The organism is Gordonia paraffinivorans NBRC 108238, from assembly GCF_000344155.1.
GTDB classification, from domain to species: Bacteria; Actinomycetota; Actinomycetes; order Mycobacteriales; family Mycobacteriaceae; genus Gordonia; species Gordonia paraffinivorans.
On record NZ_BAOQ01000050.1, the window covers coordinates 1 to 26,574 of the forward strand.

Annotated in this window: 11 protein-coding genes and 1 pseudogene; 11 read left to right on the plus strand and 1 reads right to left on the minus strand. The window is 64.8% G+C overall.

The window, feature by feature from the left end:
* The 6 genes and pseudogenes from GP2_RS21980 to GP2_RS19280 form a co-directional block, all read left to right on the plus strand.
* Positions 1-361, plus strand: a pseudogene (locus tag GP2_RS21980) (hypothetical protein); the annotation flags it as partial.
* Positions 362-1,213: 852 nt separating this feature from the next.
* Positions 1,214-2,368 (plus strand): sensor histidine kinase, encoded by a 1,155-nt coding sequence (locus tag GP2_RS19260; RefSeq protein ID WP_006902271.1) that lies wholly within the window; start codon positions 1,214-1,216, stop codon positions 2,366-2,368.
* A gap of 128 nt (positions 2,369-2,496) precedes the next feature.
* Positions 2,497-2,868 carry a DUF8320 family protein gene (locus tag GP2_RS22505; RefSeq protein WP_506256201.1) on the plus strand — a complete coding sequence of 124 codons (372 nt, stop codon included), beginning with the start codon at positions 2,497-2,499 and terminating at the stop codon, positions 2,866-2,868.
* Positions 2,775-3,464: a hypothetical protein gene (locus GP2_RS22340; protein ID WP_006902273.1), complete on the plus strand. Its 690-nt coding sequence runs from the start codon at positions 2,775-2,777 to the stop codon at positions 3,462-3,464. Before GP2_RS22505 ends, GP2_RS22340 begins: the two co-directional genes overlap by 94 nt.
* Positions 3,454-4,698: a sensor histidine kinase gene (locus GP2_RS19275; RefSeq protein ID WP_006902274.1), complete on the plus strand. Its 1,245-nt coding sequence runs from the start codon at positions 3,454-3,456 to the stop codon at positions 4,696-4,698. Before GP2_RS22340 ends, GP2_RS19275 begins: the two co-directional genes overlap by 11 nt.
* On the plus strand, positions 4,683-5,747 hold the full coding sequence (locus GP2_RS19280) for a DUF8320 family protein (RefSeq protein ID WP_006902275.1): 1,065 nt from the start codon (positions 4,683-4,685) through the stop codon (positions 5,745-5,747). The genes GP2_RS19275 and GP2_RS19280 overlap by 16 nt, the downstream gene beginning before the upstream one ends.
* Here GP2_RS19280 and GP2_RS19285 read toward each other — a convergent pair.
* Positions 5,737-6,222 carry a phosphoribosyltransferase gene (locus GP2_RS19285; protein WP_006902276.1) on the minus strand — a complete coding sequence of 162 codons (486 nt, stop codon included), beginning with the start codon at positions 6,220-6,222 and terminating at the stop codon, positions 5,737-5,739. The genes GP2_RS19280 and GP2_RS19285 overlap by 11 nt on opposite strands.
* A gap of 503 nt (positions 6,223-6,725) precedes the next feature.
* Here GP2_RS19285 and GP2_RS22345 point away from each other — a divergent pair.
* From GP2_RS22345 to GP2_RS19310, 5 genes are all read left to right on the plus strand, one after another.
* Positions 6,726-8,354 carry an ATP-binding cassette domain-containing protein gene (locus GP2_RS22345; RefSeq protein WP_006902277.1) on the plus strand — a complete coding sequence of 543 codons (1,629 nt, stop codon included), beginning with the start codon at positions 6,726-6,728 and terminating at the stop codon, positions 8,352-8,354.
* A 4-nt stretch (positions 8,355-8,358) separates the two neighbouring features.
* The gene (locus GP2_RS19295; protein WP_006902278.1) at positions 8,359-9,168 is read left to right on the plus strand and encodes an ABC transporter permease; all 810 of its coding nucleotides are present in this window, start codon (positions 8,359-8,361) and stop codon (positions 9,166-9,168) included.
* Positions 9,165-10,067, plus strand: coding sequence for an ABC transporter permease (locus GP2_RS19300; protein WP_006902279.1), 903 nt, complete (start codon positions 9,165-9,167; stop codon positions 10,065-10,067). Before GP2_RS19295 ends, GP2_RS19300 begins: the two co-directional genes overlap by 4 nt.
* Before the next feature lie 392 nt (positions 10,068-10,459).
* Positions 10,460-18,484, plus strand: a complete 8,025-nt coding sequence (locus tag GP2_RS19305; RefSeq protein WP_006902280.1) for a non-ribosomal peptide synthetase — start codon at positions 10,460-10,462, stop codon at positions 18,482-18,484.
* A partial coding sequence (locus GP2_RS19310) for a non-ribosomal peptide synthetase (RefSeq protein WP_006902281.1) occupies positions 18,481-26,574 on the plus strand: 8,094 nt, incomplete at its 3' end. The genes GP2_RS19305 and GP2_RS19310, both read left to right, overlap by 4 nt.

The window sequence follows — 26,574 nt, forward strand, 5'->3', positions numbered from 1 at the left end:
CAACAACATGGCGATTCGGAAGTCTGCGTGGGAGGCCGCCAGGCCATGTGTGAGGAACCTTCCCAGAACTCATGAGGACCTCGACGTAGCACTAGCTCTTAGGGAGGTCGGGGTAGAGTTGCGGACATTGCCTGGGATGGTGGCTGGCCTTTCGCCACGGAGATACACGGCCTCTCTGAAGTCGATTCTCGATGATATGACCGCCGTTCTGCACACTTTGGGAGTGCATGGGCGAAGAAGGGAGCAGTTGTCCTATGTGCTTACTATCCCGGTTAACGCTGTTGTGATGCTCGCGATCGGTGCAGTTGCGCGCCGGTCAACCGGGCGGATCGAGAATCGAGTTTCGCCCATCACCAAGTGATGTCGCGTGGGTGCCACGCTAGGTCTCAGCATAGCAACTAGTCGAATGATGAAATCGACGGAGCGTAGACCCGCTGGGGTGGGTTGACTCGCGAGGCTTAACGCCTGTTCGATCGTTGCAATTGGCCTATGCACCGGTGTCCGAACCGATCTACCACCATTTGAAGGACCAGCACACAAATGTCGGCCCGCCGACCTGTCTTGCCACGTGGTGGACGTGGGTTACTGGGTGGTCGGTTCACGAGCCTATTGAGTGCTCTAATTGGTCTTGATAGATCGACTTGAACGGAGCATGTCGCCCGCCGCGAGTGCTGTTCATTAGTGTCGGACATAAATTAGTCGTCGGAGGTTGTCGTAGGCCATTCCGCGTCTGCAATTCGACCGATGTGCCGTGCCGCCCGGTCATCGGGGCTGAACAGTCGCGTCGGGTGGAGTCGGAAGTCGCCGATATACGCGGACTCAGGTACAGTCCGGACGCACCGCGTTGGCCGTCAGGACTGGCGGATCCGTCCAGTCTGGCTAGCGCCACCCAACTTGCATGGTCAGTTGAGCTAGCCAATCGCCTAACGCGGCAGTGTCGCGGAGACGGTTGTACGCTCTTTGCCTCGCTGTCTCGTCCGAGCCAGGATCGAGAAGTTATCAAGCAAGTCGTCTCTCCAGAGGATTGATAGTCCCGATCTCCGGTGCGAGTGTTGGCGTGATGTCTTTGTCCACACCAGTGCCGAGTAGGGGATCTGCCTCGCCGGCATCGGTCCGAGGCATCGCCGGGATCGGGCCGCAGCGGCCGGGCCCCGTTCGACGCCTGCTTCGTCGCGCATTCGAATCCGGCTCGGAGGAGCCCAACCTCGACCGCGTGCGTCGTATCGGCGCGCGTTTCCTGGGGCTCGGATTCATCGGGTACCCGATCGTCTCTCCGGCGGCGATTGCGATGTCGTCGGAGATCACCGCGGGCTGGTGGGTTCCGTTGAGCATCGTGATGTCGGTGGTTCCCGGCCTGATGCTCGTCGTCGCGAGCTCCCGGAGTGGTACCCGCTGGCTCGGTCCTCTGGCGTTAGGCACCTGGTGTGCGTACCTCGGCACGGTCGGCCTGTGGTTCCTCGCATGGGACGGCTCGACTCTGAGCGACTCCGCAGGTAACGCGCAATGGATGATCGCCTTCTGCGGTATGCCCAGCATGGTTCTGATGCTCGTCCACCCGGGCCTTGCTGCGCTGAGCCTCCTCACGTCGTCCGGGCTCGCCCACGTGTCGTCGCAGATGGGCCGTTTCGGTCATCTGACGGCCGACCTGCCGTTCGAGGTCCTGTGGTCGTTCGTCTTCACATCGGTGTTCCTGGCGGTCGTCCTGGTCGCCATCAGAACGGGGCGGACGCTCGACGAGACCCAGGAGGACACGTACCGCTCCGCGGCCAACGCGGCCGCCGCGACCGCGAGGGAGGCCGAGAAGGCGCGGTTCGACGCGATCGTTCACGACCGGGTGATCGCCTCACTGCTGGCGGTGCGGACGGGACGGCCCGACGAGAGGCTCGCCGAGCAGGCGCGGTCGGCCCTCGACGAACTCGAGTGTGTGCCCGACCGGTATGACGCTGCGCCGGTCTCGGCGTCGGAGGCCCTGCGGCGCATCCGCTCGGCGGCGGCCGGGATATCCGAGCGCATCGACGTCCAGGTGGTCGCGATCGAGTCCCCAGGGGAAGCCGGCGACCACGTCGAATATCCCTTCGACGTTGTCGCAGCGATCGTCGAGGCGATGAGCGAGGCCCTGCGCAACGTGATGCGGCATGCCGGGCGCGGCGCCGACTGCGGCGTGATCGTCCAGTTGGCTCCAGACGCGCTCAATATGGCGGTCGTGGACAACGGAGAGGGATTCGATCCGGAAGCGATCGGGCCCGGACGACTGGGGATCGCCGTCAGCATCCGCGGGCGGATGGCTCGCGTCGACGGCGGGCACGCCCAGATCAGCAGTCACCCGGGTCGGGGCACCACCGTCCAGATCGGTTGGACGCGGCCGTGACCGAGATGCCCGGCGGCCGGTGTCCTGACCGCGTAGACGGCCGGGAGGCCGTTCCCAACGTCTTCGGGATCGGGTCTCGCCCGTTGTGGGTGACCATGGCACTGTTCTTCTGCGGCTACCTGGTGGTCATGTCCTGTGCGAACGCCGGGACGACCGATTTCTGGACGTGGGTCGGTGCGCTCATCGGGGTCGGGTTCTTCATGGTCGCCGCGGGGCTCATTCTCGGTGCACCCGGTGACCCGATGCCGATGCGGACGACGCTGGTCGTGGCGACGCTCGCGATCGCGGGCGTCGCGGTCTCGTTGTTCTCGCTCCCGTCGCCGCTGACCCACGTCATGCAGACCGGGCCGTCGATCGGCGCTTCCGGTGATCATCCTGGCGTTCACGGCCGTCCGCGGACGACCGTTTGGCAGCGTGGGCGGGGAGTGCGGCCATCTCGCTGGTCGCCACGGTATGGGGTCACGTCGCCGGCCAGGGTGCCTTCTGGGGTCTCGCGGTGACCCTGCCCGGGTACGCCATCATGATCATGGGATCGCTCTTCTCGCTCATGTTGCGTCCCATGGCAGGCCAGCTCTATGCGCTGCGCGAGGCAAACGAACGTCAGGCGGCACTCGATGCCGCGACTGCCGCCGCGACGGAGGTCCGCGAACGCCGACTGGCCGCGCTGGACGAACGCGCCCGCCCGATCCTGACCAGGATCGCAGAGCGGGAGGAGTTCACCGACGACGAAGTGGCGGTCGCCCGACTGATCGAGGCACAGCTCCGCGACGGGATCCGGGCACCGGGTCTCGACCATCCCCGCGTCCGCGATGCGGCGTGGCAGGCGCGCCGCCGCGGGGTCACCGTCCTGCTGCTCGACGACGGGGGTTTGGCCGCCGATGGTGAGGACACGGAGGCGGCCCGTAGGCGACTGGCCGATGCCGTTGCGCGGGTGCTCGACGAAACCTCGGACGGCCGGGTCACCGTCCGCATCCAACCACCGGGCCGTGCTGTGCTTGCATCGGTCAGTGTGGTCGGTACCAGTCGGGTGGAACGCGTGGATTTCGATGCGTCGGATCTCGCGGTCCACGAGGTGGCGGATGTAGATGCGCAGTAGATACGCCCGCGTCGACGATGGCGTCGAGCGAATCGCGGCGTCGGACGTTGCTCGGGTCCAGCGGCTCGGATCCCGGTTCACCGGAGCCGCGTTGCTCGTCTACTGCCTGGTGTCGATGCCGGCCCTGGCCCAGAACGCCTCGTTGACGGCCGGCTGGTGGTTGCCGGTGAGCATCGCGTTGGTGGTGGTGCCGTCCGGCGCGCTGTTCGTTCTCGGTTTCCGGCGCGACACGCGCTGGGTGCTTCCGGCGGCACTGGCGTCGTCCGCGGGTTACCTCCTGGCCACGGCCCTGTGGTTCGTCGCGTGGAACGGCGAGAGCAGCGAGGGTTCCCTCCGGTGGCCGGTGTGGTTGGTGCAGTTCCCGGGCGTCCCCGCGCTCGCGTTGGTGGTGGCGCTCCGCTTCCGGTTGGCATGGACTCACCTCATCGTCGCGACCGTGCTGGTCCGCACCGCCAACCACCTCGGCCTCTACGGCGAGCCCGCGGTGTCGATGCTGCTCAGTGCGCTTCTCACCATCGGCCTCACCGGGTTGTTCGTGGCGATCGCGATGGCCATGGCCACGACTGCTCAGACGCTGGACCGCACGCGTGAGGAGGCCATCGCCGCCGTGGTGTCGAGCGCATCGGAGACGGCACGAGAGGCCGAACGGGCACGCTACGACGCGCTGATCCACGACCGGGTCATCTCGTGCCTGCTCGCGATGCGGGCCGGTTCGCCCGAGCGACGGTTGGTCGACAACGCGCGCGATGCCCTCGCCGAGATGGACGCATGGCAACGGGGCGAGGTCGGGAGCGTCCGCCCTGTCTCGGCCGTCGAACTGCGGGGGCGACTGCGCTATGCGGCCACACGAATCGACGAAGCAGTCGACCTCGGCGTCGAACTGGCCGCAGAAACAGAGCCGGCCGCCGGTGTGCCGGAGCCCGACGGGGTCGCATACCCTCCCGAGGTTGCCGATGCCGTCGTCGACGCCATGTCGGAGGCACTTCGCAACAGCGTCCGCCACGCCGGACCCGACGTGGACCGTGCCGTCGTCGGGGAACTAGCTCGGTCGGATTTGTGGATCGCGGTGATCGATGACGGAGCCGGCTTCGACCCCGCCGCTGTCGACGGGCGCCGGTACGGGATCGAGGAGGGAATCCGCGGACGCATGAATGCCCTTGCAGGCGGGGGCGTAGAGCTTCGTAGCGAGATCGGTCGCGGGACGATGGTGAGGTTGTCGTGGACAAGGCGATGAACGGCGACCTCTTCGACTTCGGGTCGGCCTATGTGAGGCGTGCCCTCGTCGGCTTCGCGGCGGTGTACGTGGTCGTGACGATCGGCACCTGCACCCACATCACCTCGCCGCTGCGCTGGGCGGGGCTACTCAGCGCATTCGTGGTGCTCGTGCTCATCGCGCTGAGGCTGCAGGCCGCGCCGTGCGGCCTGTGGTGTGCCTGGCTCCTCACCGCGTGTGTCGTCGCCGCAGTCGCCCTGGCCTGGTGGTCCCTGCCGACAGACGGATACGGGGTGCTCCAGAGCGGCCCGGCGACGGTCGGAGGCGTCGTGGCCTTCACACTCCTCATGGTTCGCGGACATCCGGTCGTTGCATGGTGCGGGGCTCTCACGATGAGCGCGGTGTGCGTGGTGTGGTCGGTGAGCCGCGGCGACGGGGTCAGCGCCGGTCTGAACACCACGCTTCCGGCCTACCCGGTCCTCATCCTCACGCTGTTGTCGCTCGGCATGCTCCGGCCGATGTTGTCTCGGATCGTCGAGTTGAGGGCCGAGGTCCTCAGGGCCGAGGCGGAGAAAGCGGCGACGAAGGCCGCCGCCGACGAGCGACGTCGCCACTTCGCCGATTTCGAGAGCCGCGCGCGCCCGATGCTCGAGCGTGTCGCCGCAGGAGATGTCGTCACCGACGGCGACGTGCGGCGCGCGAGACTCCTGGAGGCTCAGCTCCGCGACGGCATACGCGCGCCCGGATGGGACCGTCCCGAACTCCGCAAGGCGGTGTGGGACGCCCGCGGCAACGGCACCGAAATAGTCCTGCTCGACGACGGCGGTCTCGACAACCTCCCCGTCGGTGAGCGAATTGTCCGACATGAACGGATCACGCAGGCAGTGATCGACGAGCTCGACCGCGGCTGCGACCGGATCACGGCCCGGATCATGCCGCCGGGAAGAACAGAGCTGGCAACAGTCGTCGTGGAGCGTGACGGGATCACCGAACGCCTCGACTTCGACCACGCGGGCGGCGTCGACCCCGAGGCGGGAGAGACCAGCGGAGGGTCCGGGGTCAGCGGGTGACGACCGGCCCCTGTGCCGACCACGGGAAGTTGATCCACTTGTCGGTGGTGCGCCAGGTGTAGTCGGGCACCGTGATCGTGTGCGGCTTCTTGTACAGGACGGCGCTGCGGACCTCTGCGACCCGGCCCTGCTGCTCGCAGTACTCGATGACCAGCTTGAGCGTCTTGCCCGTGTCGGCGACGTCGTCGACGACCAGTACCCGCTGGCCGGTCAGCCCGCTCGCCTCCAGCAGCGACGGCAGCAGGACGGGCTCGGACAGTGTCTCTCCGATGCCCGTGTAGAACTCGACGTTCAACGAGATCATCAACTTGCAGTCGAGGGCGTAGGCGATCGCGCCGGCCGGGATGAGGCCGCCGCGGGCGATGCCGAGGATGATGTCCGGAACGTAGCCGTCGTCGGCGACCTGCTGCGCGAGTTCGCGACAGGCCGCGCCGTTGAGCTCCCAGGTGAGGATCTCGCGGTCGGGGGTGGTCATGGTTCTCCTCGGGGACTGCGCCGCGGTTCGGGCTTCGGGCGTGGCGCGGGTCGCGTGTTGCAGACGTGTGGTCCCGAACGATCTGAACAAGTCAACCGCAACTTCGCTTGTGGGTCGACTGATCGACGGTGGTTGCCGGTCTACTGCAGAGGGGGCGACGTGGCGACGCTTGCCGGTCGTCCCACCTCGTCGCGTGGGCTTTGTCCGCGGCTCGACATGATGCGGAGGGTGGGGCGCACTTCACCTGCGGTGTCTTGAACTTCGCACTCGGGACCGGACCGTGCAGATGCAAAATGTGCGAGAAGTTGTCGTGTCGTGTTCTTCTACCGGGCTAACGAAAGCGGACCTCGAGACGACATTCTCAAACGATGCCCGTGTGATCTGTGGGTGTACACGCGTTGCGGTTTCGTTAGCGTCGCACTCGATGATGGATAGGCTAGGGCGTGCTCAGAGTCGGTTACTCGGAGTCGCAACGTGTGAAATCGATGGAAAGAAGTGTGCCCGTGGCCGGTGGTCAGCAATCCTCGGACGCCATTCGCCAACCTCGCCATCGTCGCCCCGACGAGGAGACTTCGGGGGACAACTGGAGTTCCCCCGAGGTCTGGGATGCGGAGACTGACGCCGTCGCAGCCAAGTTGCGCGAATGGCGGTTGGAGAATGAACGCCGTAGGCCAGCGGAACTGCTTACTGACGCGGCCGATCAGGCCAATTTCGAAGCAGCCGGACCTGCCGAGTCAGAGGCGACGGACGGACTGCGGCGATCGTCCGTATCCGGTACGGGCTGGGGTCTCTCCGGAGGCCAGTTCGACAGGCCGGTGACGCCGTCCCCGACGGACCCAGGCAGCGACGTGGCAGCTCCGGTCCGGGCGCGAGCAGAAGTCGACACCAGTCCGAACTCCGAGCGCGCCAGTTTCCTCAATCATGCTGAACATGCTGGTCGGGTTGAGCACGGCGATCCGCGCGGTGGTGCCGATTCGGAGGAAGGAACCTCGGATCCGTACCATGGCGTCGGAACGAGCGCGTCGTTGGCCGATGCGGAACGTCCGTCCGTGACAGGCAACCCAATGGAGGCGCAGAGGCGCATGGCTGATGACGCGGGTCGATCACCTCAGGTCGCGGTTGCACAGGCTGCACCCCCGCGAAACGATGACCAGAACCGTGTGACCGTTCAGGAAAACGAGGTCGAAGGCGAGTTCGCCATTCGGGCTGTCAACCTGCAGAAGCGTTTCAAGGACACTGTCGCTGTTCGCGACGTCAGTTTTTCGGTGCCAGCAGGGAGCATCGTCGCGCTACTGGGGCCGAACGGCGCCGGCAAGACGACCACCGTGAACATGCTCTGTACCCTCTTGCGACCTGACGGGGGCTCCGCCACGGTCAACGGACACGATGTCGTCCGCGATGCGGCCGCCGTCCGGCGTTCGATCATGCTGACAGGGCAATTCGCTGCTCTGGACGAATCGTTGACCGGTCGCGAGAACCTTGTCCTCTTCGGCCGGCTGCTGGGTCTGTCCAAAGGTGCGGCGAAGAAGCGGGCCGACGAGCTTCTCGACATTTTCTCGCTGACCGACGCAGCCAACAAGCGCGTCGGCCAGTACTCGGGCGGAATGCGCCGCCGTATCGATATCGCCTGCGGGCTGGTGACGTCGCCGAAGGTCGTCTTCCTCGACGAACCGACCACCGGCCTGGATCCGCGCAGCCGGCAGGAGGTCTGGACACTGGTCGATCGGCTCCGCGACGAGGGGGTGACGATCCTTCTCACCACCCAGTACCTGGAAGAAGCCGACGTTCTGTCGGACCGCATCGTGGTCATTGACAAAGGCCAAGTGATTGCCGAGGGAACCGCTGACGAGCTCAAGGAAGCAACCGGGGCGGCATACTGTGAGGTGGTCCCCGTCGATCACGGAGACTTGGGTCGTCTCGTGGAGGTGCTTTCCGACTTGATTCCCGGTGGGGTGGCGCACGTAGCTGACCACACAGTCGCAGTCCCCGCTCCGCGAGGTGCTGAGACGTTGCTGGAGGTTATTCGTCGCACCGCCGACGCCGGTATCAAGTTGTCTGACATTGCTATGCGCCGACCATCGCTCGACGAGGCGTTCTTGGCACTGACAGACCCGGATCGGGATGTGAGGTAACGCAATGCCTTCGTCGGTCTTGAAGTCGTCGACGCTGCAGACGCCTGTGGAGGCTCGCGTTCGACCGCTGCAGCAGTGGTGGGCGCTCAGCGGGCGAGGTGTGTCGAAGGTTCTCCGTAACGGAGAATTCGTCTTCGCTTTCATCTCCCCGGCATTCCTCGCTCTGTGCTTCTATTTGCCGCTGAGTGCCCTGATGGACGTCTACGGCGTAGATTATGCGCAGTTCCTGATGCCCATCATTGTGCTGCAGTCGGTCGGTTTCGCAGCCTCATCTGCGGCCATGCGCGCCTCATTCGACGACACTGAGGGCATCAATACCAGGTTCCGTGTCCTCCCAATGCCGCTTGCAGTTCCGATGTTCGCGCGATTGGCCACCAATGCGGTTCTCCTGGTTGTGTCGCTGGTCTGTGCGACTGTCGCTTGTTTGATCACCGGATGGCGCCCCATGGGGGGCGTGGTCGGAACGATCGGACTTTATGTCGTCGCGTTGGTCGTGGGGCTACTGCTCGGTCTTCTTGCGGACGGCGTCGGGTTGATTTCGGGCAGTCCGCAGGCAACCAGCCAGGCTTTGGTGTTTCCGACTCTCATCCTTGGCATGGCGTCGAGCGGATTCGTGCCAATATCACAGTTTCCTGAATGGATACAACCTTTCGTTCGGAATCAACCGATTTCACAGTTCGTGAATGTCATGCGCGCGGCCGACACAGGTTCGCTGACATGGGAGATACTCACGCCGACGCTGTGGTGGTGCGTCTGTATGTTCGTGACTGCAGTCCTGCTCTTGTGGCTGGGGAATCGGAAGGTACGCGCATGAGCACTTCACGCGCGCGACCCGGCGCGGTTGACAAGGTGGCTGTGGATGGCGTGACGGCGCAGGTGGCGAATGGACCAGGGCCAGGGCCTACGACGAGCGTAGAGACGGTGGCGCCTCGAGAAAAGTCGATCCGGGCATGGTGGAGTCAAAGCCTGGCGTTGACTGGGCGACAATTGCGGGTGTTCCTCCGGGACGTACCGACGCTGACGCAGTCTCTGGTGATGCCGGCTCTGAGCATGCTCATGTTCAAAGTGGTGCTCGGTGACGCCATCGGTAAAGCAACGGGACAGGACAGCGCCTATGGCACGGTTCCCCTAGTGATCCTGGTTGGAGCGATGTTCGGTTCGATAGCCACCGCGACCCGACTGAACAGCGAGCGAAGGACAGGACTACTCAGTCGGCTCTACGTGCTTCCCATCAACCGCGGTGCCGATCTCACCTCCCGACTCGTCTCGGATATGGTTCGAATACTCATAACGACGTTGGTGCTACTGGCGGCAGGGCATATGATCGGCTTCCGCTTCACTCAAGGAGTTGGTCCAGCGATCGGGCTGGTGGTGGTGGCGCTGGCGTACGGTGCTGCGTTCGGAATCATGACTTTGGCGCTTGCGGTGAACGCCGCACCGGGAGCGCCGATCGTGCCTTACCTCGGTCTATTCTCGAGTTTGTTGATGTTCTTCAATTCTGGCTTCTCTCCGCTTAGTGCCTATCCCGAGTGGCTACAGCCGATCGTCGCGAATCAGCCGATGACTCCCGCGATCGACTTGATGCGGGCTTTGGCGGTCGGTGGGCCGCTGACCTTGAATCTGATCAAGGTGACTGTTTGGACTGTCACGCTACTCGGGTTCTTCGTTTACCCAACCCTACGCGGGTACAGGTTGGCGGCGACTGCTCGTTGACACCTGATCTGACTGGAGGCTTTGAGCAGCATGTTCGACGGGCTGGCACAGCTTGTAGCGTGAGTGACCCGCACGTGTCTACTGTCCAGCAAGAAGGTGGTCGGTCCCGAGAATACGGCCGATTAGTAGGAACACCAAGCAATATCTTGTGCTCTCTCGCTCTTCCGTCCTGCCTGAGGAACCCGTCGGACGTAACGTTGGGGTCCACCAAGTCGATGTACCGAAGTGGAGCAGCGCCCGAGATGGCGAGTACTTTGGGGATTTCGAAGTCAGGATTGAAGACGATTGAGACAAACCGCCTAGATCGTATGATCGGGCGACGAACGAAGTCGGCCACTTGATGTTCAATCGGTGGACCCAGGTATTCGGAACAGTGAGGAGTGTCAGCGTCCGTGGCGAGCGCCGATAACCGCGACAGCGCGTACGTTGTCGGAGACACTGAGGTCTTACCTCTGACCGCGGCGCAGCGGGGTATGTGGTTCGCCGAGACTCTCTCCCCCGACTACTCGGTGAACATCGCCCAATACGTCGACATCCGTCACGAGCCCGATGGACTCGACATCGACCTGTTGGAACGCTGCTGCGTCGACGTCGGAAAGAGCATGGAGTTCGCGTTCGTCCGGCTCACCGAGGTCGACGGGGTGCCCATGCAGTTCGTCGACCTCGATTTCGATCAGCATGTCGACATCCTGGACTTCCGCGGTGAGCCCGATCCGGCTGGCGCGGCGATGGCCTGGATGCAGGCCGAGTACCGGAAGCCGGTCGATCTGATCGAGGACCAGTTGATCGTCATCTCGCTCCTGCGGGTGGCCGACGACCGCACCTTCTGGTACAACCGCGCACACCACATCATCATCGACGGCTATGCGGCACTGGCCATCATGCGGCGCACGGTGGACCGCTACAACGCTCTCCGTTGCGGTGAGGAGCCGAGCGACAAGGCCCCGGCGGGAATGGCGGAGATCGTCGCATTCGAGGACGCCTACCAGAAGAGCCGGCGCCGTGAGACCGATCGCCAGTACTGGCTGTCGCGGGTTGCGGACCTCCCCGAGCGGGTCACGCTGTCCCGGCACGCGGGGACCGCGCCGCTGTCATTCGACAACGTGGTCGCCGGCGGTGTACTACCTCTGGCCCAGCAGAAACGTCTCGAAGCACTCGCCGGCGAGCTCCGCAGCTCCCTCGCGGTCCTGATGACGGCGGCGTTCGGCGCATTCCTGTCCAGGATGACCGGCTCCGACGACATCGTCATGACCCTTCCGGTCACTGGTCGCACGACCGCCAAGATCAAGATCTCCGGCGGCATGGTGTCCAACGTCCTGCCGATTCGCCTTCGCGACGTCTCTGGGGCGACTGGCCGTGAGCTGGTCGCGGCGGCCCAGCTGGAGCTCACCGGGGCACTGCGGCACCAGCGGTACCGATCGGAGGACATTCGGCGCGACGCCGGTCTCGACGCCAATTCGGTGTCGTTCGGTCCGACGATCAACATGGTGTTCTTCGACGACAAGGTCACGATCGACGGTACGTCGATGGACTACCGGATCCTCTCGTCGGGAATTCTCGAGGATCTGCTCATCAACCTTTACCAGCGGAGTCCGGATGCGCCGCTGATGGTGGACCTGCACGGTAACCCGCATCTGTACTCACAGGCAGAGCTCGACACCCACCATCGTCGTTTCCTGACATTCGTAGAACGACTCTTCGTCGACATCGACACACCGGTCGACGCCATCCCGTTGCTACTGCCCGGTGAGGAATCCGAACTCACCCGGTTCGAACGCGGTCCTCGACAGGAATGGGAGAGAGGTCGGGTGGGCGACCACACCCTTCTCGATCTGTTCTCGGCCCGTGTTGCCGAGTTCCCGAACCGCGTGGCAATCGCGGATGACCAGCGCGAGCTCACATACCGCGAGTTCGGCGAGCGTGTCCGTTGTCTGTCGTCGTTTCTGCTCGCATCAGGCCTCCGGCACGGCGACAAGGTGGCCGTGGTCCTGGATCGCAGCATCGAGCAGGTCGTCGCTGTCTACGCAGTTCTCATGGCCGGTGGTGCCTACGTGCCGGTCGACCCCGACCAGCCGGAGGACCGGCGACGCCTGATCCTCGACACCGCATGTCCAACCATCATCATCGATCGACATCTTCTCGACCACGTATCCGCGGCCGCCGACGCAATGCCCTCGCCGCCGGTGGCGACCGATACTGTCGATCCGCGTTCTGCCGCCTACGTGATCTTCACCTCGGGCTCGACCGGGGTGCCCAAAGGCGTCCAGGTCTCGCATCGCGCAGTCGTCAACCGACTGGCCTGGATGCAGGAGCACTATCGGATCGACTCGTCAGACGCCGTCCTCTACAAGACCCCGATCACGTTCGACGTATCGGTGTGGGAGTTGTTCTGGCCGCTGCAGGTCGGTGCTCGCCTCGTGGTGGCTCGGGCCGGCGGGCACCGCGACCCTGGGTACCTGCGTGATGTGATCGTGAAGCAGAGCGTGACCACTCTGCACTTCGTCCCGTCGATGCTCGACGTGTTCGTGGAAGCGGCCGAGGCCGACGAGCCGGTGATCCCGTCGACCGTACGTCGTGTCTTCACTTCCGGGGAGGCGCTCCCGTCGACCCTCGCGACCTACGTGGTCGAGCGCTCTGACGCCGATTTGATCAATCTCTACGGGCCCACCGAGGCGGCCGTGGATGTCACCGAGTACCGGGTTGCCGGAGGCGAGGCTCCTGTGCCGATCGGGCGGCCGGTCCCGAATACGGATATGTACGTGCTCGACCCTCGGCTACGCCGCGTGCCGGTGGGAGTCGTCGGCGAGTTGTTCCTGGCAGGCACTCAGATTGCTGACGGGTACCTCGCCCGTGGAGGCCTGACCTCAGAGAGGTTTGTCGCCGATCCGTTCGGTAACGGCACTCGTATGTATCGCACGGGCGACCTCGTGCGGTGGGCGGCTAGCGGCGCGTTGGAGTACCTAGGGCGCGTCGACTTCCAGGTCAAGATCCGCGGACAGCGCGTTGAGTTGGGCGAGATCGAATCCGTCCTCCTGGCGGAGGGCTCGGTCTCCGCAGCGGTTGCCGTCGTCCGTACCGACGCAGGTGGCGCTGCGGTGGTCGCCTACGTGAAGGCCCGTGACTCGGAAACTCCCACGCAAGTGGTCATCGATCGGCAGATGCGGGCCGCACGGAACCACCTGCCCGGTCACATGGTTCCGTCCGCCATCGTTGTCCTCGAGGCCTTCCCGGTAAACGCCTCGGGCAAGCTCGACCGGAAGGCGTTGCCTGCACCGGTGACCTCTGACTCCGAGGAAAGGGAGTACATCCCCCCGCGGACACCTGTCGAGGTGCAGCTCGCCGGGACCATCGGCGATGTTCTCGGTGTCGAGCAGGTCGGTATGAGGGACAACATCTTTGCCCTGGGCGCCGACAGCCTGACCGCTGCACGCCTGTCGTCGAGGCTTCGGAAGGAGTACTCCCGGGCGGTCACGCTCAGCGATATCTTCAACTGCACCGATGTGGGTCACCTCGCCTCCCTCATCGAGCGGGCCGCCGAACTGGAGCCGCGACCCCATCTGCGGCGCGTCCGTAGGCCGGAGGTCATCCCGGTCTCCTACGCGCAAGCACGGCTGTGGTTCATCAACCGAATGGATCCGTCGGCGGGCACCTACAACATGCCCGGTGCCGTACGCATGCGTGGTGCACTCGACGTCGACGCGCTCCGAGCAGCGGTACGCGACGTGGTCGTCCGGCACGAGCCGCTTCGCACCCGGTTTCCCTCGATCGACGGGGAGCCGATCCAAGAGATCCTCGACGTCGACGACATCGACCCCTTTGTGGCGCTGAACGTGGTCACCACCACGGAAACGGAGTTGAAGGACGCGTTGACGGCCCAGGCCGCCGCCGGATTCGACCTGGTCGCGCAGGCACCGTTCCGAGCTGCCCTGTTCCAGACGAACAACGACAACGTCCTGATGGTGGTCCTGCACCACATCGTCGGTGACGGTGCATCCCTGCAACCGCTGATCGTCGACCTGTTGACCGCGTACGGAGCCAGGGCCGACGGCGTCGAGCCTGCGTGGGAGCCGCTACCGATCCAATACGCGGACTTCGCGGTGTGGCAGCGCGAGGTCCTGGGCTCGCCGGACGACGAGACCTCGAGGCTTCGGCGTGAACTTGACTACTGGAGCGGGCAACTAGCCGGTCAGCCGGACCTGCTCGTGCTGCCGACGGACCGACCCCGTCCGCAGATCCCCACGGGCCGCGGCGGTTACGTGGATGTCGAACTGACCCCCGATCAGGTCGCGCGCATCCGATCGCTGGCGGGACGATACGGTGTCACCACCTTCACGGTGCTTCACGCCGCCCTTGCCGCATTGCTCGCGCGCCTCGGCGACACCGACGACGTCTCGATCGGCACCGCGGTGGCGGGGCGTGACGAACCCGAATTGGCGGGCCTCGTGGGCATGTTCGTGAACACCGTCGTCCTCAGGACGAAGCTCGGCCCCGAAGACACCGTCGCCGACCTGCTGGAACGAGCACACCGAACCCGTACCGGCGCTCTCGAGCACTCGCAGGTCCCCTTCGAGATGGTCGTCGACGAGGTGTCGCCGAGCCGGTCGCGCTCGCACAGCCCGCTCTTTCAGGTGGGCTTCACGCTGCACCGCGACGCGTCGGCGCTATTGGCCCAGCAGGGCGAGCTGGAGGTCCTCGACATCCGTGTTCCGTCCGCGAAGTATGACCTCGCGGTGAGCGCCACCGAATCCGCAGGCTTCGGACGAGAGCGTCTCGCACTCGAATTCTCCTACGCCACCGACCTTTTCGATCGGTCCACCGTGGAGTCGTGGGCGCACATGTTGATTCGTCTCCTTGACCAGATGGCGGCATCGCCGAGTTCGGCGCTCGGCAGGTTCGACATCCTGCCCGGTGACGAGGTGCGTCGGCTGATTGCCGCACCGTCGGGCCGCCGCCCTGTCCTCTTCTCCGAGTTACTCGTCCATGGTTCCTCCGGGATCGTGGCGCCGCGTGTGCACGCCGGCGAGCAGATCACGCCGGAAGTGTTCGACGCGCGCGCGAATCAGCTTGGCCGCGAGCTGATGTCGCGAGGCGTGGGACCGGGTGACGTGGTCGCGATCAGCATGCGTCGGTCGGTCGCTTCGGTTCTGAGTACGATCGCCGTAATCCGCACCGGGGCCGCGTTCGTCACGGTCGACCCGGGGCATCCCGCCGAGCGGCGGTCGGCCATGGTCGCCGATAGCGGTGCGCGGGTCGGACTGACGACGGTGGGCTCAGGCGCCGAGGACATCGTCGGCGACACGGAATGGATCGCGGTCGATGACAGCGAGACCGAGTTGCGGCTCGCGGGTCATTCGCCGGCTCCGATCGCCGCAGACGAACTGGTACGTCCTTCGCGCGTCGACGACATGGCGTACCTGATCTACACCTCGGGATCCACCGGTACTCCGAAGGCTGCTGCCATCAGCCATCGCGGGCTGGCGAACATGATGGCCAACCAGCGAGAGCTCTTGGGCATCGGAGACGACTCCCGAGTGCTCCACGTCGCGTCCCCGAGTTTTGACGCATCGGTTTTCGAGCTGACAATGGCGTTCGGTTCTGCAGGTCACCTCGTCATAGCCGACCCGGACACGTATGCTGGCGAGGCGCTCGAACGCCTGATCATCGAGACGGGCGTGACCCATGTGGTGATGACGCCTTCTGCGCTGGCCACTCTCGAAACGGCTGCGGTGCCTTCGCTGACCACCGTGCTCAGCGTCGGCGAAGCGTGCCCGCCAGAACTCATGCGTCGCTGGGTGTCTGCCGGGAAGCGGTTCTTCAATCTTTACGGCCCGACCGAGACGACGATCTGGGCCACCGCTGATGGGCCCTTCCACGTCTCGGACGACATCACCATCGGCTCGGCTGTGCCAGGGGTCGGGGCGCTCGTGCTCGACCGCGGGCTCCGGCCGACGCCGCCGGGCGTGGTGAGCGAACTGTACCTCACCGGGGAACAACTGGCGATCGGCTATCTCGGCCGCCCGGGACTGACCGCAGAGCGCTTCGTGGCCAACCCGTATGGGTCCGGCGATCGCATGTACCGCACCGGCGACCGCGTCGTCCGTCGTCCCGATGGAAGGCTGGTCTATCACGGCCGTGACGACTTCCAGCTGAAGGTCCGCGGACTCCGCATCGAGCTCGGCGAGGTCGACAACGCCCTGATGTCGCACCCTGACGTCGCCAATGCGGTGAGTCTCGGGGTCAAGGGGCCGGCGGGGGAGGATGTCCTGGTGGCGTACGTGACCCCGGCCGAGGGGAAGTCGCCGATGCCCGAAGCGGTCACCGAGCATGTGGCGGCATTGCTGCCTCGCTACATGGTCCCGCACACCGTCGTCGTGGTTGATTCGTTCGAGCTGACCGGCGTCGGGAAGATCGATCGCTCGAAGCTCCCGCCCGTCGATTTCAGTGCCACCAAGGACTTCGTACCTCCACGCACGCAACTCGAGGCCATCGTCGCCGAGGTCTTCGCTCAAGTGCTCGGGATCGAACGCGTGAGCGTCCACGACGGATTCTTCGAACTGGGCGGCAACTCGCTGTCGGCGACCAAGGTGGCGGCTCGGCTTTCTGCTGCACTGGAGCGGCAGGTCCCCGTCAAGGCGATCTTCGAGGCGGATGACGTCGCCCGCTTGGCCGAGTACATCACCAATAGTCTCTCGGGGCATTCGTCGGTGCCGCTGGTTGCCCGGCAGCGCGCCGAGATGGTCCCGGTATCGGCCGTGCAGCGCGGCATGTGGCTGATCGCACGCGCCGACCCGGAATCGCCGGCATACAACGTCGCTCTCGCGCTCGAACTGCGAGGTCGACTGGACGTGGACGCACTGCGGGCTGCGGTCGGCGATCTGCTCCGCCGCCATGAGTCGCTGCGCACGAGCTACCCGATGATCAACGGCGAACCCATGCAGGTCATCAGCCCGCCAGACGAGATTGTCGGACTGGGGCTGGAGGCAACCCCGGTGCACGGCAGCGTGCACGATGCGATCGCCGCGGTCACAAGCCGTGGATTCGACATCACCACGGCTCCGCCGGTGCGGCTCGCACTGCTCCGGGTCGACGAGGACGAGCACATCCTGGTGTTTGTCGCGCACCACATCAGCGCAGACGGGGCGTCGATGGCCCCGCTGGCGCGGGATCTGATGACGGCCTACGCATCTCGGCGTGACGGCCGACCCCCGTCGTGGGCGCCGCTGCCGGTGCAGTACGCTGACTTCTCGCTGTGGCAGGCTGAGCGCCTTGCCTCAGCGGGGGAGGACGGCGTCACGGAGGCAGAACGCCAACTCGGTTACTGGGTCGATCGACTCGCGGGTGTCCCGGAGACGATCGACCTGCCGACCGATCGTCCGCGTCCGAAGACCCCGTCGTACGTCGGTGACCAAGTCGAGTTCGAGATCTCCGACGAACTCGTCCGGTCTTTGGAATCGGCGGCACGCGCGAACAACACCACACTGTTCATGGTCACCCACGCCGCGTTCGCAGTGTTGCTGTCGCGATTGAGCGGCCGAAACGACCTGGTCATCGGCACGCCCTACGCCGGTAGGGGTGAGCAGGCGCTCGACGAGGTCGTCGGCATGTTCGTCAACAGCCTCGCGCTGCGAACCCAGGTCGACCAGGGCGAAAAGTTCACCGACCTGCTGGCCCGGGTAAGACGTGACGATCTCGCGGACATGGCGAACACGGACGTCGCCTTCGAGACGATCGTCGCCAAGGTCCTGAGCGCTCCGAGCAGGTCCCACAATCCGTTGTTCCAGGTGATGTTCGCGTTCCAGAACATCGAGTTCCCGACACTGGAACTCGGCGATGTCGTCGTCTCGCCGGTACCGGAAGGAATCATCCCGGCCAAGGTGGATCTGCAACTGACCCTGTACCCGCCGGCCGTGGGCGTCGACAACGGAGCGAGCGGGACCGGAATGAAGGCCCAGTTCGTTTACTCCACGGATCTCTTCGACAAATCGACGGTGGAGGCGTTCGCGCAACGCTATCTGCAGATCCTGTCCGCAATAGTGTCGGACCCGGACGTTGTCGTCGGGGATATCGACATCTTTACGGTAGGGGACAGTGACGACGCAGGTACCCAGGTTGCCGCAGAGCTTCGACTTCCGGACCTCGTTGCTGCCGCCGGTGAGCGGCTTCCCGACGCGGTTGCTGTCGCCCATGGTGGCTCGAGTGTCCAATTTGGTCAGCTATCGGACATGGTGAGAGCGATGACCGCAGCCCTCCCCGGGTCGGATCCGGACTCGACCCTCACAATGGCATTGATGAGCGCGGTACCCGGACTGGCTGCCGGAGGGCCAGAAGCGCTCGACGACGCGTTGACCGAACTGAGAATCAACGCGACGGCCATCATTGAAATGTCCACCCCAGCAGAAGGAAACAACAGGACGTGACTGTCGACTCTGGCGCCGCTGACATCTCGCTTGGTTGGGGCGTTCGACCGTCCACCCCAGATCTGATCGCCTACGCCGCATCTGTGGCGCCGACGGAGACCGCGTTTGAGGGCGGTGCCGGACCGGTGATATTCGCGACGCTCCACGCGACGGTGGAGATGACTGCCAAAGTGCTTGCTTCTCAGGGGATCGACAGCGAGGCTGCGGTCGGCGCCGCGGTAACCGCACAGTTGGCGTCCAGGGGTCTGACGCCCGACGAGATCGCAGTCGCAACGAGACGGGCAATCGACCAGACCCGGGCCAAGGCTTGGGAGGTCGCCGGTACCGATGACTGGGAGACCCTTCCAGGCCTGTTCCGTTCGGCCGCCTATCGCTTTGCTGATCGGGTTGCGGTGTCGGCGGCTGGTCGTGTGTTGTCGTTTGCGGAGTTGGATGCTCGTTCGGATGCGGTGGCTGCGGGTCTGATTGCGCGTGGGGTGTCTGCCGGTGATCTGGTGGGTGTTGCGACGGCGCGTTCGGTGGATCTGGTGTCGGCGGTCTTGGGTGTGTTGAAGGCCGGGGCCGGGTATTTGCCGTTGGATTTGGGTAACCCGGTGGAGCGGTTGTCGTTCATCGTGTCCGATGCCGAGGTGTCGGTGGTGATCGGTGATGGGTCGTCGGCCGATCACCGGTTGTGGCGGCAGTTGCCGGGTTCGGCGCAGGTTGTTGATGTGGAAGAGCTTGCGGCGCAACCGGTGTCGGGGTCGTGGTCGCCGGTTCGGGTGCCGGCGGATGCGCGGGCGTATGTGATCTATACGTCGGGGTCGACGGGGCGTCCGAAGGGTGTGGAGATCACCCATCGTGATGTGGTGACGCTGATGGATGCCGCTGGCGGTGAGTTCGAGTTCTCGGCTGCCGATGTGTGGACGATGTTCCATTCGTATGCGTTCGACTTCTCGGTGTGGGAGATGTGGGGCCCGCTGTTGTCGGGTGCGCGTCTGGTGGTCGTGGATCGGGAGTTGGCGCGGGATCCGCGGGCGTTCGTTGATGTGTTGGTCGACGAGGGTGTGACGGTGTTGAGTCAGACGCCGTCGGCGTTCTACCAGCTCATCGATGCTCGGCGTGGTGATGAGCGGCCGTTGGCGTTGCGGTATGTGGTGTTCGGTGGTGAGGCGCTGAGTTTCGATCAGGTCCGCCGCTGGTATGAGGAGAATCCGTCACAGACGGCGTGTCTGGTGAACATGTACGGCATCACTGAGACCACGGTGCATGTGAGTTTCCGTGCCCTGGACCGGGATGTGGTTGCGGGTACGGATGCGTCGTTGATCGGTCGGCCGTTGTCGTCGTTGCAGATCCATATTCTGGATGACCGGTTGCATCCGGTGCCTGAGGGTGTTCCGGGTGAGATGTATGTGTCGGGTGGTCAGTTGGCTGCCGGTTATCTGCGGCGGCCGGGATTGTCGGCGTCGCGGTTTGTGGCCGATCCGTTTGCTGGTGATGGGTCGCGGATGTATCGGACCGGTGATCGTGCCCGGCGTGTGGGTGGCGATATCGAGTACCTGGGTCGCAACGATGCGCAGGTGCAGTTGCGTGGTTTCCGTATCGAGTTCGGTGAGATCGAGGCGGCGTTGTTGGCTGCGGTGCCGTCGGCTGCTGCGGCTGCTGCGCGGGTGATCACTGATGCGGTGCGTGGCGATCAGCTGGTGGGTTATCTGGTGGTCGGTGCCGGGCAGGATGTGGACTCGGCTGCTGTGCGGTCGGCGGTGGCCGAGCATGTGCCTGGCTACATGGTTCCCGATGTGGTGGTCGGAGTGGAGCGTTTGCCGTTGACCGCCAACGGCAAACTCGACCGCGAGGCGTTGCCGGCACCACAGTTCGAAACCGCCGAGTACGTCGCGCCCGCCGATGACACCGAACGCGTTCTCGTCGAGGTGTTCACCGAGGTATTGGGCCTCGACGATATCAGCGTCACCGAGTCCCTCTTCGATGTGGGTGGCAACTCCCTCATCGCAGCGCAGATCGTCGGTCGCGCATGCGAGGTACTCGACGTCGACCTCAACATGCGCGACCTCTTCGAGGCTCCCACGGTCCGCGGACTTGCAGCACGGGTGAAGGATGCTCAGCCGGGGCTGGCCCCGATCACGGTGGCCGACCCCCGTCCGGATGAGATCCCGCTGTCGTTTGCGCAGCAGCGGATGTGGTTCATCAACAGGTTCGAACCGGCGAGCCCGCTGTACAACATCCCAGTACTCCTGAGGGTTACCGGAGACCTCGATGTCGACGCCTTGCGTGCCGCCGTCGTGGATCTGATCTCCCGGCAGGAAGTCCTGCGGACGGTGTTCCCGTCAACCGACGGTCGGCCGCGTCAGTCGGTACTCCCACTCGAGGAGGCGGTGAACAGACTCGACTGGACGGTCACGGACTCGGCGAAGGCCTTCGAGTCCGCGGTGAGCGCGGGATTCGACGTCACCGAACAGACCCCGCTCCGTGTTGCGCTGTTGCGCAACGCTCCCCGTGAGACCGTGCTGGCCGTGGTCGTTCATCACATCGCTGCCGACGGCGAGTCGATGCGACCTCTGGTCGCAGACCTGTTGACGGCGTACACCGCGCGAGCAGCGGGCAATGCTCCTGCCTTCGATCCGCTCGAGGTCCAGTTCGCAGACTTCGCGCTCTGGCAGCATCGGGTCTTCGGCGAGGCCGACGATCCCGCATCGCTCCTGGGGAAGCAGCTGGCCTACTGGCGAGAACAGTTGGCGGATCTGCCGGGCGTCATCAACCTGCCGACTGACCGGGAGCGTCCCCTGGTCGCTTCCGGACGGGGCGACCAGGTCGCCTTCGACGTGCCCGCCGAGGTGGTCGCTCGGGTCGAGGAGATTGCGAGAACCAGCGGCGCGACGCCGTTCATGGTTGCGCATGCGGCACTCGCCGTGGTGCTCTCGCGTCTGGCGGCGACCGACGACGTCGCCATCGCGACGCCGATCGCGGGCCGCACGCATGCGGTCGTCGAGCCGCTCGTGGGCATGTTCGTCAACACTCTGGTGCTCCGCACAGGTGTCGAGCCTTCCGAGCCCTTCGTCGCCTTCCTGGAGAAGGTCCGTACTGCCGACCTGGATGCCTTCGCCAACGGCGACATCCCGTTCGAGACCCTGGTCGAGACCCTCGCACCGGTACGAAGCGAGTCGTTCGCGCCCCTCGCTCAGGTGATGCTGTCGTTCGATCCTGCGCGCTCGGCGCACAAATTGGACGCGTCGATCAGCGGACTGCAGTTCACCGAGATAGATCCACCGGTTGTGCCTGCCCAGTACGACCTCATGATCGGATTGCATTCCCTCGACGAGGGTGGGTGGGCCGGTGTGGTCACCTTCGCCACGGATCTGTTCGATCCGGCGTCAGCGGAGCTCATCGGACGCAGGTTTGCCCGGGTGCTCGAGGTCCTCACGGGGAATCCCCGACTGCCTGTCGGCGAGGTGCCTCTGCTCACCGACGAGGAAAAGGTGGCACTCGAGTCGGCCGAGGCGGGCGCAGCGGTTGCGCTTCCGTCCGAGGATTTGGCGTCTGCGGTGGCTGCGAGTGTGGTGGCGTATCCGGGGCGTGAGGCGTTGGTGTTTGGGGATCGTTCTGTCTCTTATGGGGAGTTCGGTTCGCGGGTGTGGACTCTGGCGCGTCAGTTGATTGCTGCTGGGGTTGGTCCGGATGTTGCTGTGGCGGTGTGTATTCCGCGTTCGGTGGAGTTGTTGGTCGCGGTTCATGCGGTGATCGCTGCTGGTGGCCAGTATGTGCCGATTGATACCGGGGCGCCTGTTGATCGTGCTCGGTACATGGTGGAGACGTCGGGTGCGTCGGTGGTGCTGGTGCATGCCGGGTTGGCGGTTCCGGCGTCGGTTGTGGGGCTTGGTGATGCGGTCGAGGTGATCGCGGTGGATGCGTCGGTGCCGGTTGAGGCGGGTGTGTCTGCGGTGACCGATGCGGAGCGTCGTGGTCGGTTGTTGCCGCAGCATGCTGCGTACACGTTGTTCACTTCGGGGTCGACGGGCCGGCCGAAGGGTGTGACGTTGCCGCATGAGGCGGTGGTGAACCGGCTGCGGTGGGGTCTGGATGAGTTGCCGATCGGTCCGGACGACATGGTGGTGTTGAAGACCCCGTATACCTTCGACTGCTCGGTTGCGGAGTTGTTTGCTCCGTTGATGCAGGGTTCGAGGCTTCTGATCGCGGATCCGGAGGGGCATCTGGATCCTCCGTATCTTGCTGATCTGATCGCGGACAAGGGCGCGACGATGGTGCATTTCGTGCCGTCGATGCTGTCGGTGTTCTTGGAGTTGGCGGGTCCGGAGCGGTTGGCGCGGCTGGATCGGGTGCGGATCATCTCCACCACGGGTGAGGCGTTGCCGCCGGCGGTGGCGGCCGAGACTCGGGCCGTTGTGCCGGGTGCGATGCTGTACAACCTGTATGGGCCGACCGAGGCGGCGGTGGAGATCACCTACCAGCGCCTGGACGAGGTGGGGGATACGGTCCCGATCGGTGTTCCGGTGTGGAATTCGACCGCCTATGTCTTGGACGGGCGATTGAACCGGGTGCCCGATGGCGTGCCCGGCGAGCTGTATGTCGGTGGGGTGCAGCTGGCGCGTGGATATGCTGCGCGTCCTGATCTGACCGCTGATCGGTTCTTGGCGGATCCGTTCGGTGCGCCGGGCTCGCGGATGTATCGCACGGGTGATCTGGTGCGGCGTAATGCGTCTGGTGAGTTGGAGTATCTGGGTCGTACCGATTTCCAGGTGAAGTTGCGTGGACAGCGGATCGAGTTGGGTGAGATCGAGGCCGCGATCGCGCAGGCACCGGGCGTGGTCCACGCCGCGGTCACGGTGACCGAGGCGGCCGGAGGCCAGCACCTGGTCGGCTACTTCGCGCCTTCCGAGGTCGATCTGGACACGGTTCGGGAGTCCGTGGGCGCCGCTCTGCCCACTTACATGCATCCCTCGGTGTGGGTGCCGCTGGAGTCCATGCCGCTGAACACGGCCGGCAAGGTCGATCGCAAGGCGTTGCCGGCTCCGGTGATCGAGTCGGCCGGCTACGAGGCGCCGAGCTCCGAAGCCGAGGCTCGGGTTGCCTCGGTGTTCGCGACCCTCCTCGACCTCGAGCAGGTGTCGGTGACCGAGTCGTTCTTCGATCTCGGCGGGAACTCGCTGTCGGCGCTGCGTCTGGCCGCACGGATCTCCGATGCGCTCGGTGTGCAGGTGAGTGTTCGCGATGTCTTCGACGCGCCGTCGGTGCGTGAGCTTGTGAACGCGGTTTCGGGACAGGCTCCGGCCCTCCCGCCCGTCCGGCCTGTCACGCCCCGGCCCGAGCGTGTGCCGTTGTCCTACTCGCAGCAGCGGATGTGGTTCATCAACCAGATGGAGCCGGATCTGCCGACCTACAACATCCCGGCCCTGTTCGAACTGTCCGGGAACATCGACGTAGATCTGTTGCGCACGGCGCTGGTCGATGTGATCACGCGGCACGAGATCCTTCGCACCACCTTCCCCGCCGCGGACGGACTGCCGTATCAACACGTTCTGCTCCCAGCGGAGGTCGACGAGCACCTCGACTGGCGAGTCGTGACCTCTGCGGACGGATTCGCCTCCGACCTCCGGCGCGGATTCGACGTCTCCCACGAGTTGCCGATCCGAGCACGAGTGCTGTTCACCTCTTCAGAAACGGCGACCCTTGCCCTGGTGGCTCACCACATCGCATTCGACGGACAGTCGTTCGGACCGTTGTCGGCCGATCTCTTCACCGCCTACGACTCGCGGAGTCGTGGTGAGGCGCCAGGGTTCGCACCTCTCGAGGTCCAGTTCGCCGACTATGCGTTGTGGCAGCGCGAGGTGCTCGGTGCACCGGAGGACACTGAATCGGTTCTCGGCAACCAACTCACGTACTGGCGTCAGCGGCTCGCCGGCCTTCCGGACGTGCTCGATCTCCCGACCGACAGGCCACGGCCCCTCGTCGCCAGCCACCGTGGCGAACTGTTCACCTTCGAGATCCCCGCAGACATCGGCCGCCGCGTCGACGAGGTCGCGGCAGATCGGGGCGCCACGCGTTTCATGGTTCTGCACGCCGCGTTCGCAGTGCTTCTCGCGCGTCTGACCGGTACGAGCGATCTGGCAGTGGGTACTCCGATCGGCGGGCGGGGTCAGCGTGAACTCGACGCCATGATCGGTATGTTCGTCAACACCCTGGTCCTCCGGACCAGCATCGACCCGGGCAACAGCTTCGACGCGGTATTGGATCGCGTCCGAGCCGATGACCTGGAGGCACTCTCACACGCCGACATTCCGTTCGAATCGGTGGTCGAGGCTGTCAATCCGGTTCGCTCCACCGCATTCTCGCCGCTGGTACAGGTGATTCTCTCGGTGGATCCGATTGCGGCCGATACCGCGGAGACCATCAGCGTCAACGGACTGAACATCCGCCCTGTCACCGTCAGTGAGGCTCCGGCCCAGGTCGACCTCAACCTGACCGTCTCGACGGGTTCTGCAGGTGATGCGTGGTCTGCGATTTTCACGTATGCGACTGACTTGTTTGATCGGTCGAGCATCGAGCGTTTTTCTGAGTGGTTTGTGCGGTTGCTCGAGGGCGTGCTGACCTCGCCTGATCGTCCGGTTGGTGACGTCGAGTTGCTTGCGCCGGAGCACCGGGCGGCCGTTGTCGAGGGTTCGGTGGCCTCGTCGGGGTTGGTTGCCGGTGAGACGATCGCGGATCAGGTGGCTGCGCGTGTCGCCGACTCTGCGGACGGGGTCGCTCTCGTGTCTGGTGAGCGCAGCATCGATTATGCGGAGTTCGGACTGCGAGTGGCTGGGCTTGCCCGCACTTTGATCGGTCACGGGGTTGGGCCGAATACCGCGGTGGGCGTTGTCATGCGTCGTACGCCGGCGATGGTGATCGCGGTGCATGCGGTGATGGCCGCGGGTGGGCAGTATGTGCCGATCGATCCGGAGGCGCCGGCTGATCGTGCTCGGTACATGGTCGAGACCGCGGCTGTCGGTCCGGTGCTCGTGGAATCGGGGCATCGCCCGTCGCAGGTGCTTGATGTGATGGACTCGACTGCACCGGTCATCGAGGTCGATGCCGATGTGCCGATCGATCCCGCTACCGAGCCGTTGGCGGCGTCGGAGCGGTTGCGTCCGTTGCGTCTTGATGATGCTGCGTACACGTTGTTCACTTCGGGGTCGACGGGTCGGCCGAAGGGTGTGACGGTGTCGCATCGTGCGGTGGCAAACTTCGTCGCCTGGTTCGATTCGTTGATACCTGAGGGTTCGCAGCGTCTGGTGTTCAAGACGCCGCATACCTTTGATGCGTCGGTGCTGGAGCTGTTTTGGCCGTTGACGGCTGGGCAGACGATGGTGGTCGCCGAACCAGATGGTCATCGGGATCCGCAGTATCTTGCGGATCTGATCGCCGAGGCAGGGGTGACGATCGCGCAGTTCGTGCCGTCGTTGTTGTCGGTGTTCCTCGACGTGGTGGACCGGACCGAGCATCTTGACGGGTTGCGGGTGTTGTTCAGTGGTGGTGAGGCGTTGCCGCCGGCAGTGCTTCGCCGGTTCACCGAACGTGTGCCGGGTACGCGGGTGGTCAATCTGTTCGGTCCGACCGAGGCTGCGGTGTACACGATGTCGGCGCAGCTTGATGGTGCGGTCGATGTGGTGCCGATCGGTAAGCCGATGCCGAACACCACCGCCTACGTTCTCGATGCGCGTCTGCATCCGGTGCCTGATGGGGTTGCAGGTGAGCTGTATCTGGGTGGTGTCCAGTCGGCGCGGGGGTATGCCTCGCGTGCTGATCTGACTGCGGAGCGTTTTGTTGCTGATCCGTTCGGCGTGCCGGGTTCGCGTTTGTACAGGACTGGTGACCTTGTTCGTCGCCGGGCGAGCGGGGATCTGGAGTATTTGGGTCGTACTGATTTCCAGGTGAAGTTGCGTGGTCAGCGCCTGGAGTTGGGTGAGGTGGAGTCGGCGGTTTCGGGTGCGCCGGGTGTGGTGCATGCGGCGGCTCGGGTGGTGTCTGGTCCGGCTGGTGATCAGTTGGTCGGGTATGTCGCTCCTGCTTCTGTGGATCTGGATGTGGTGCGGGCGTCG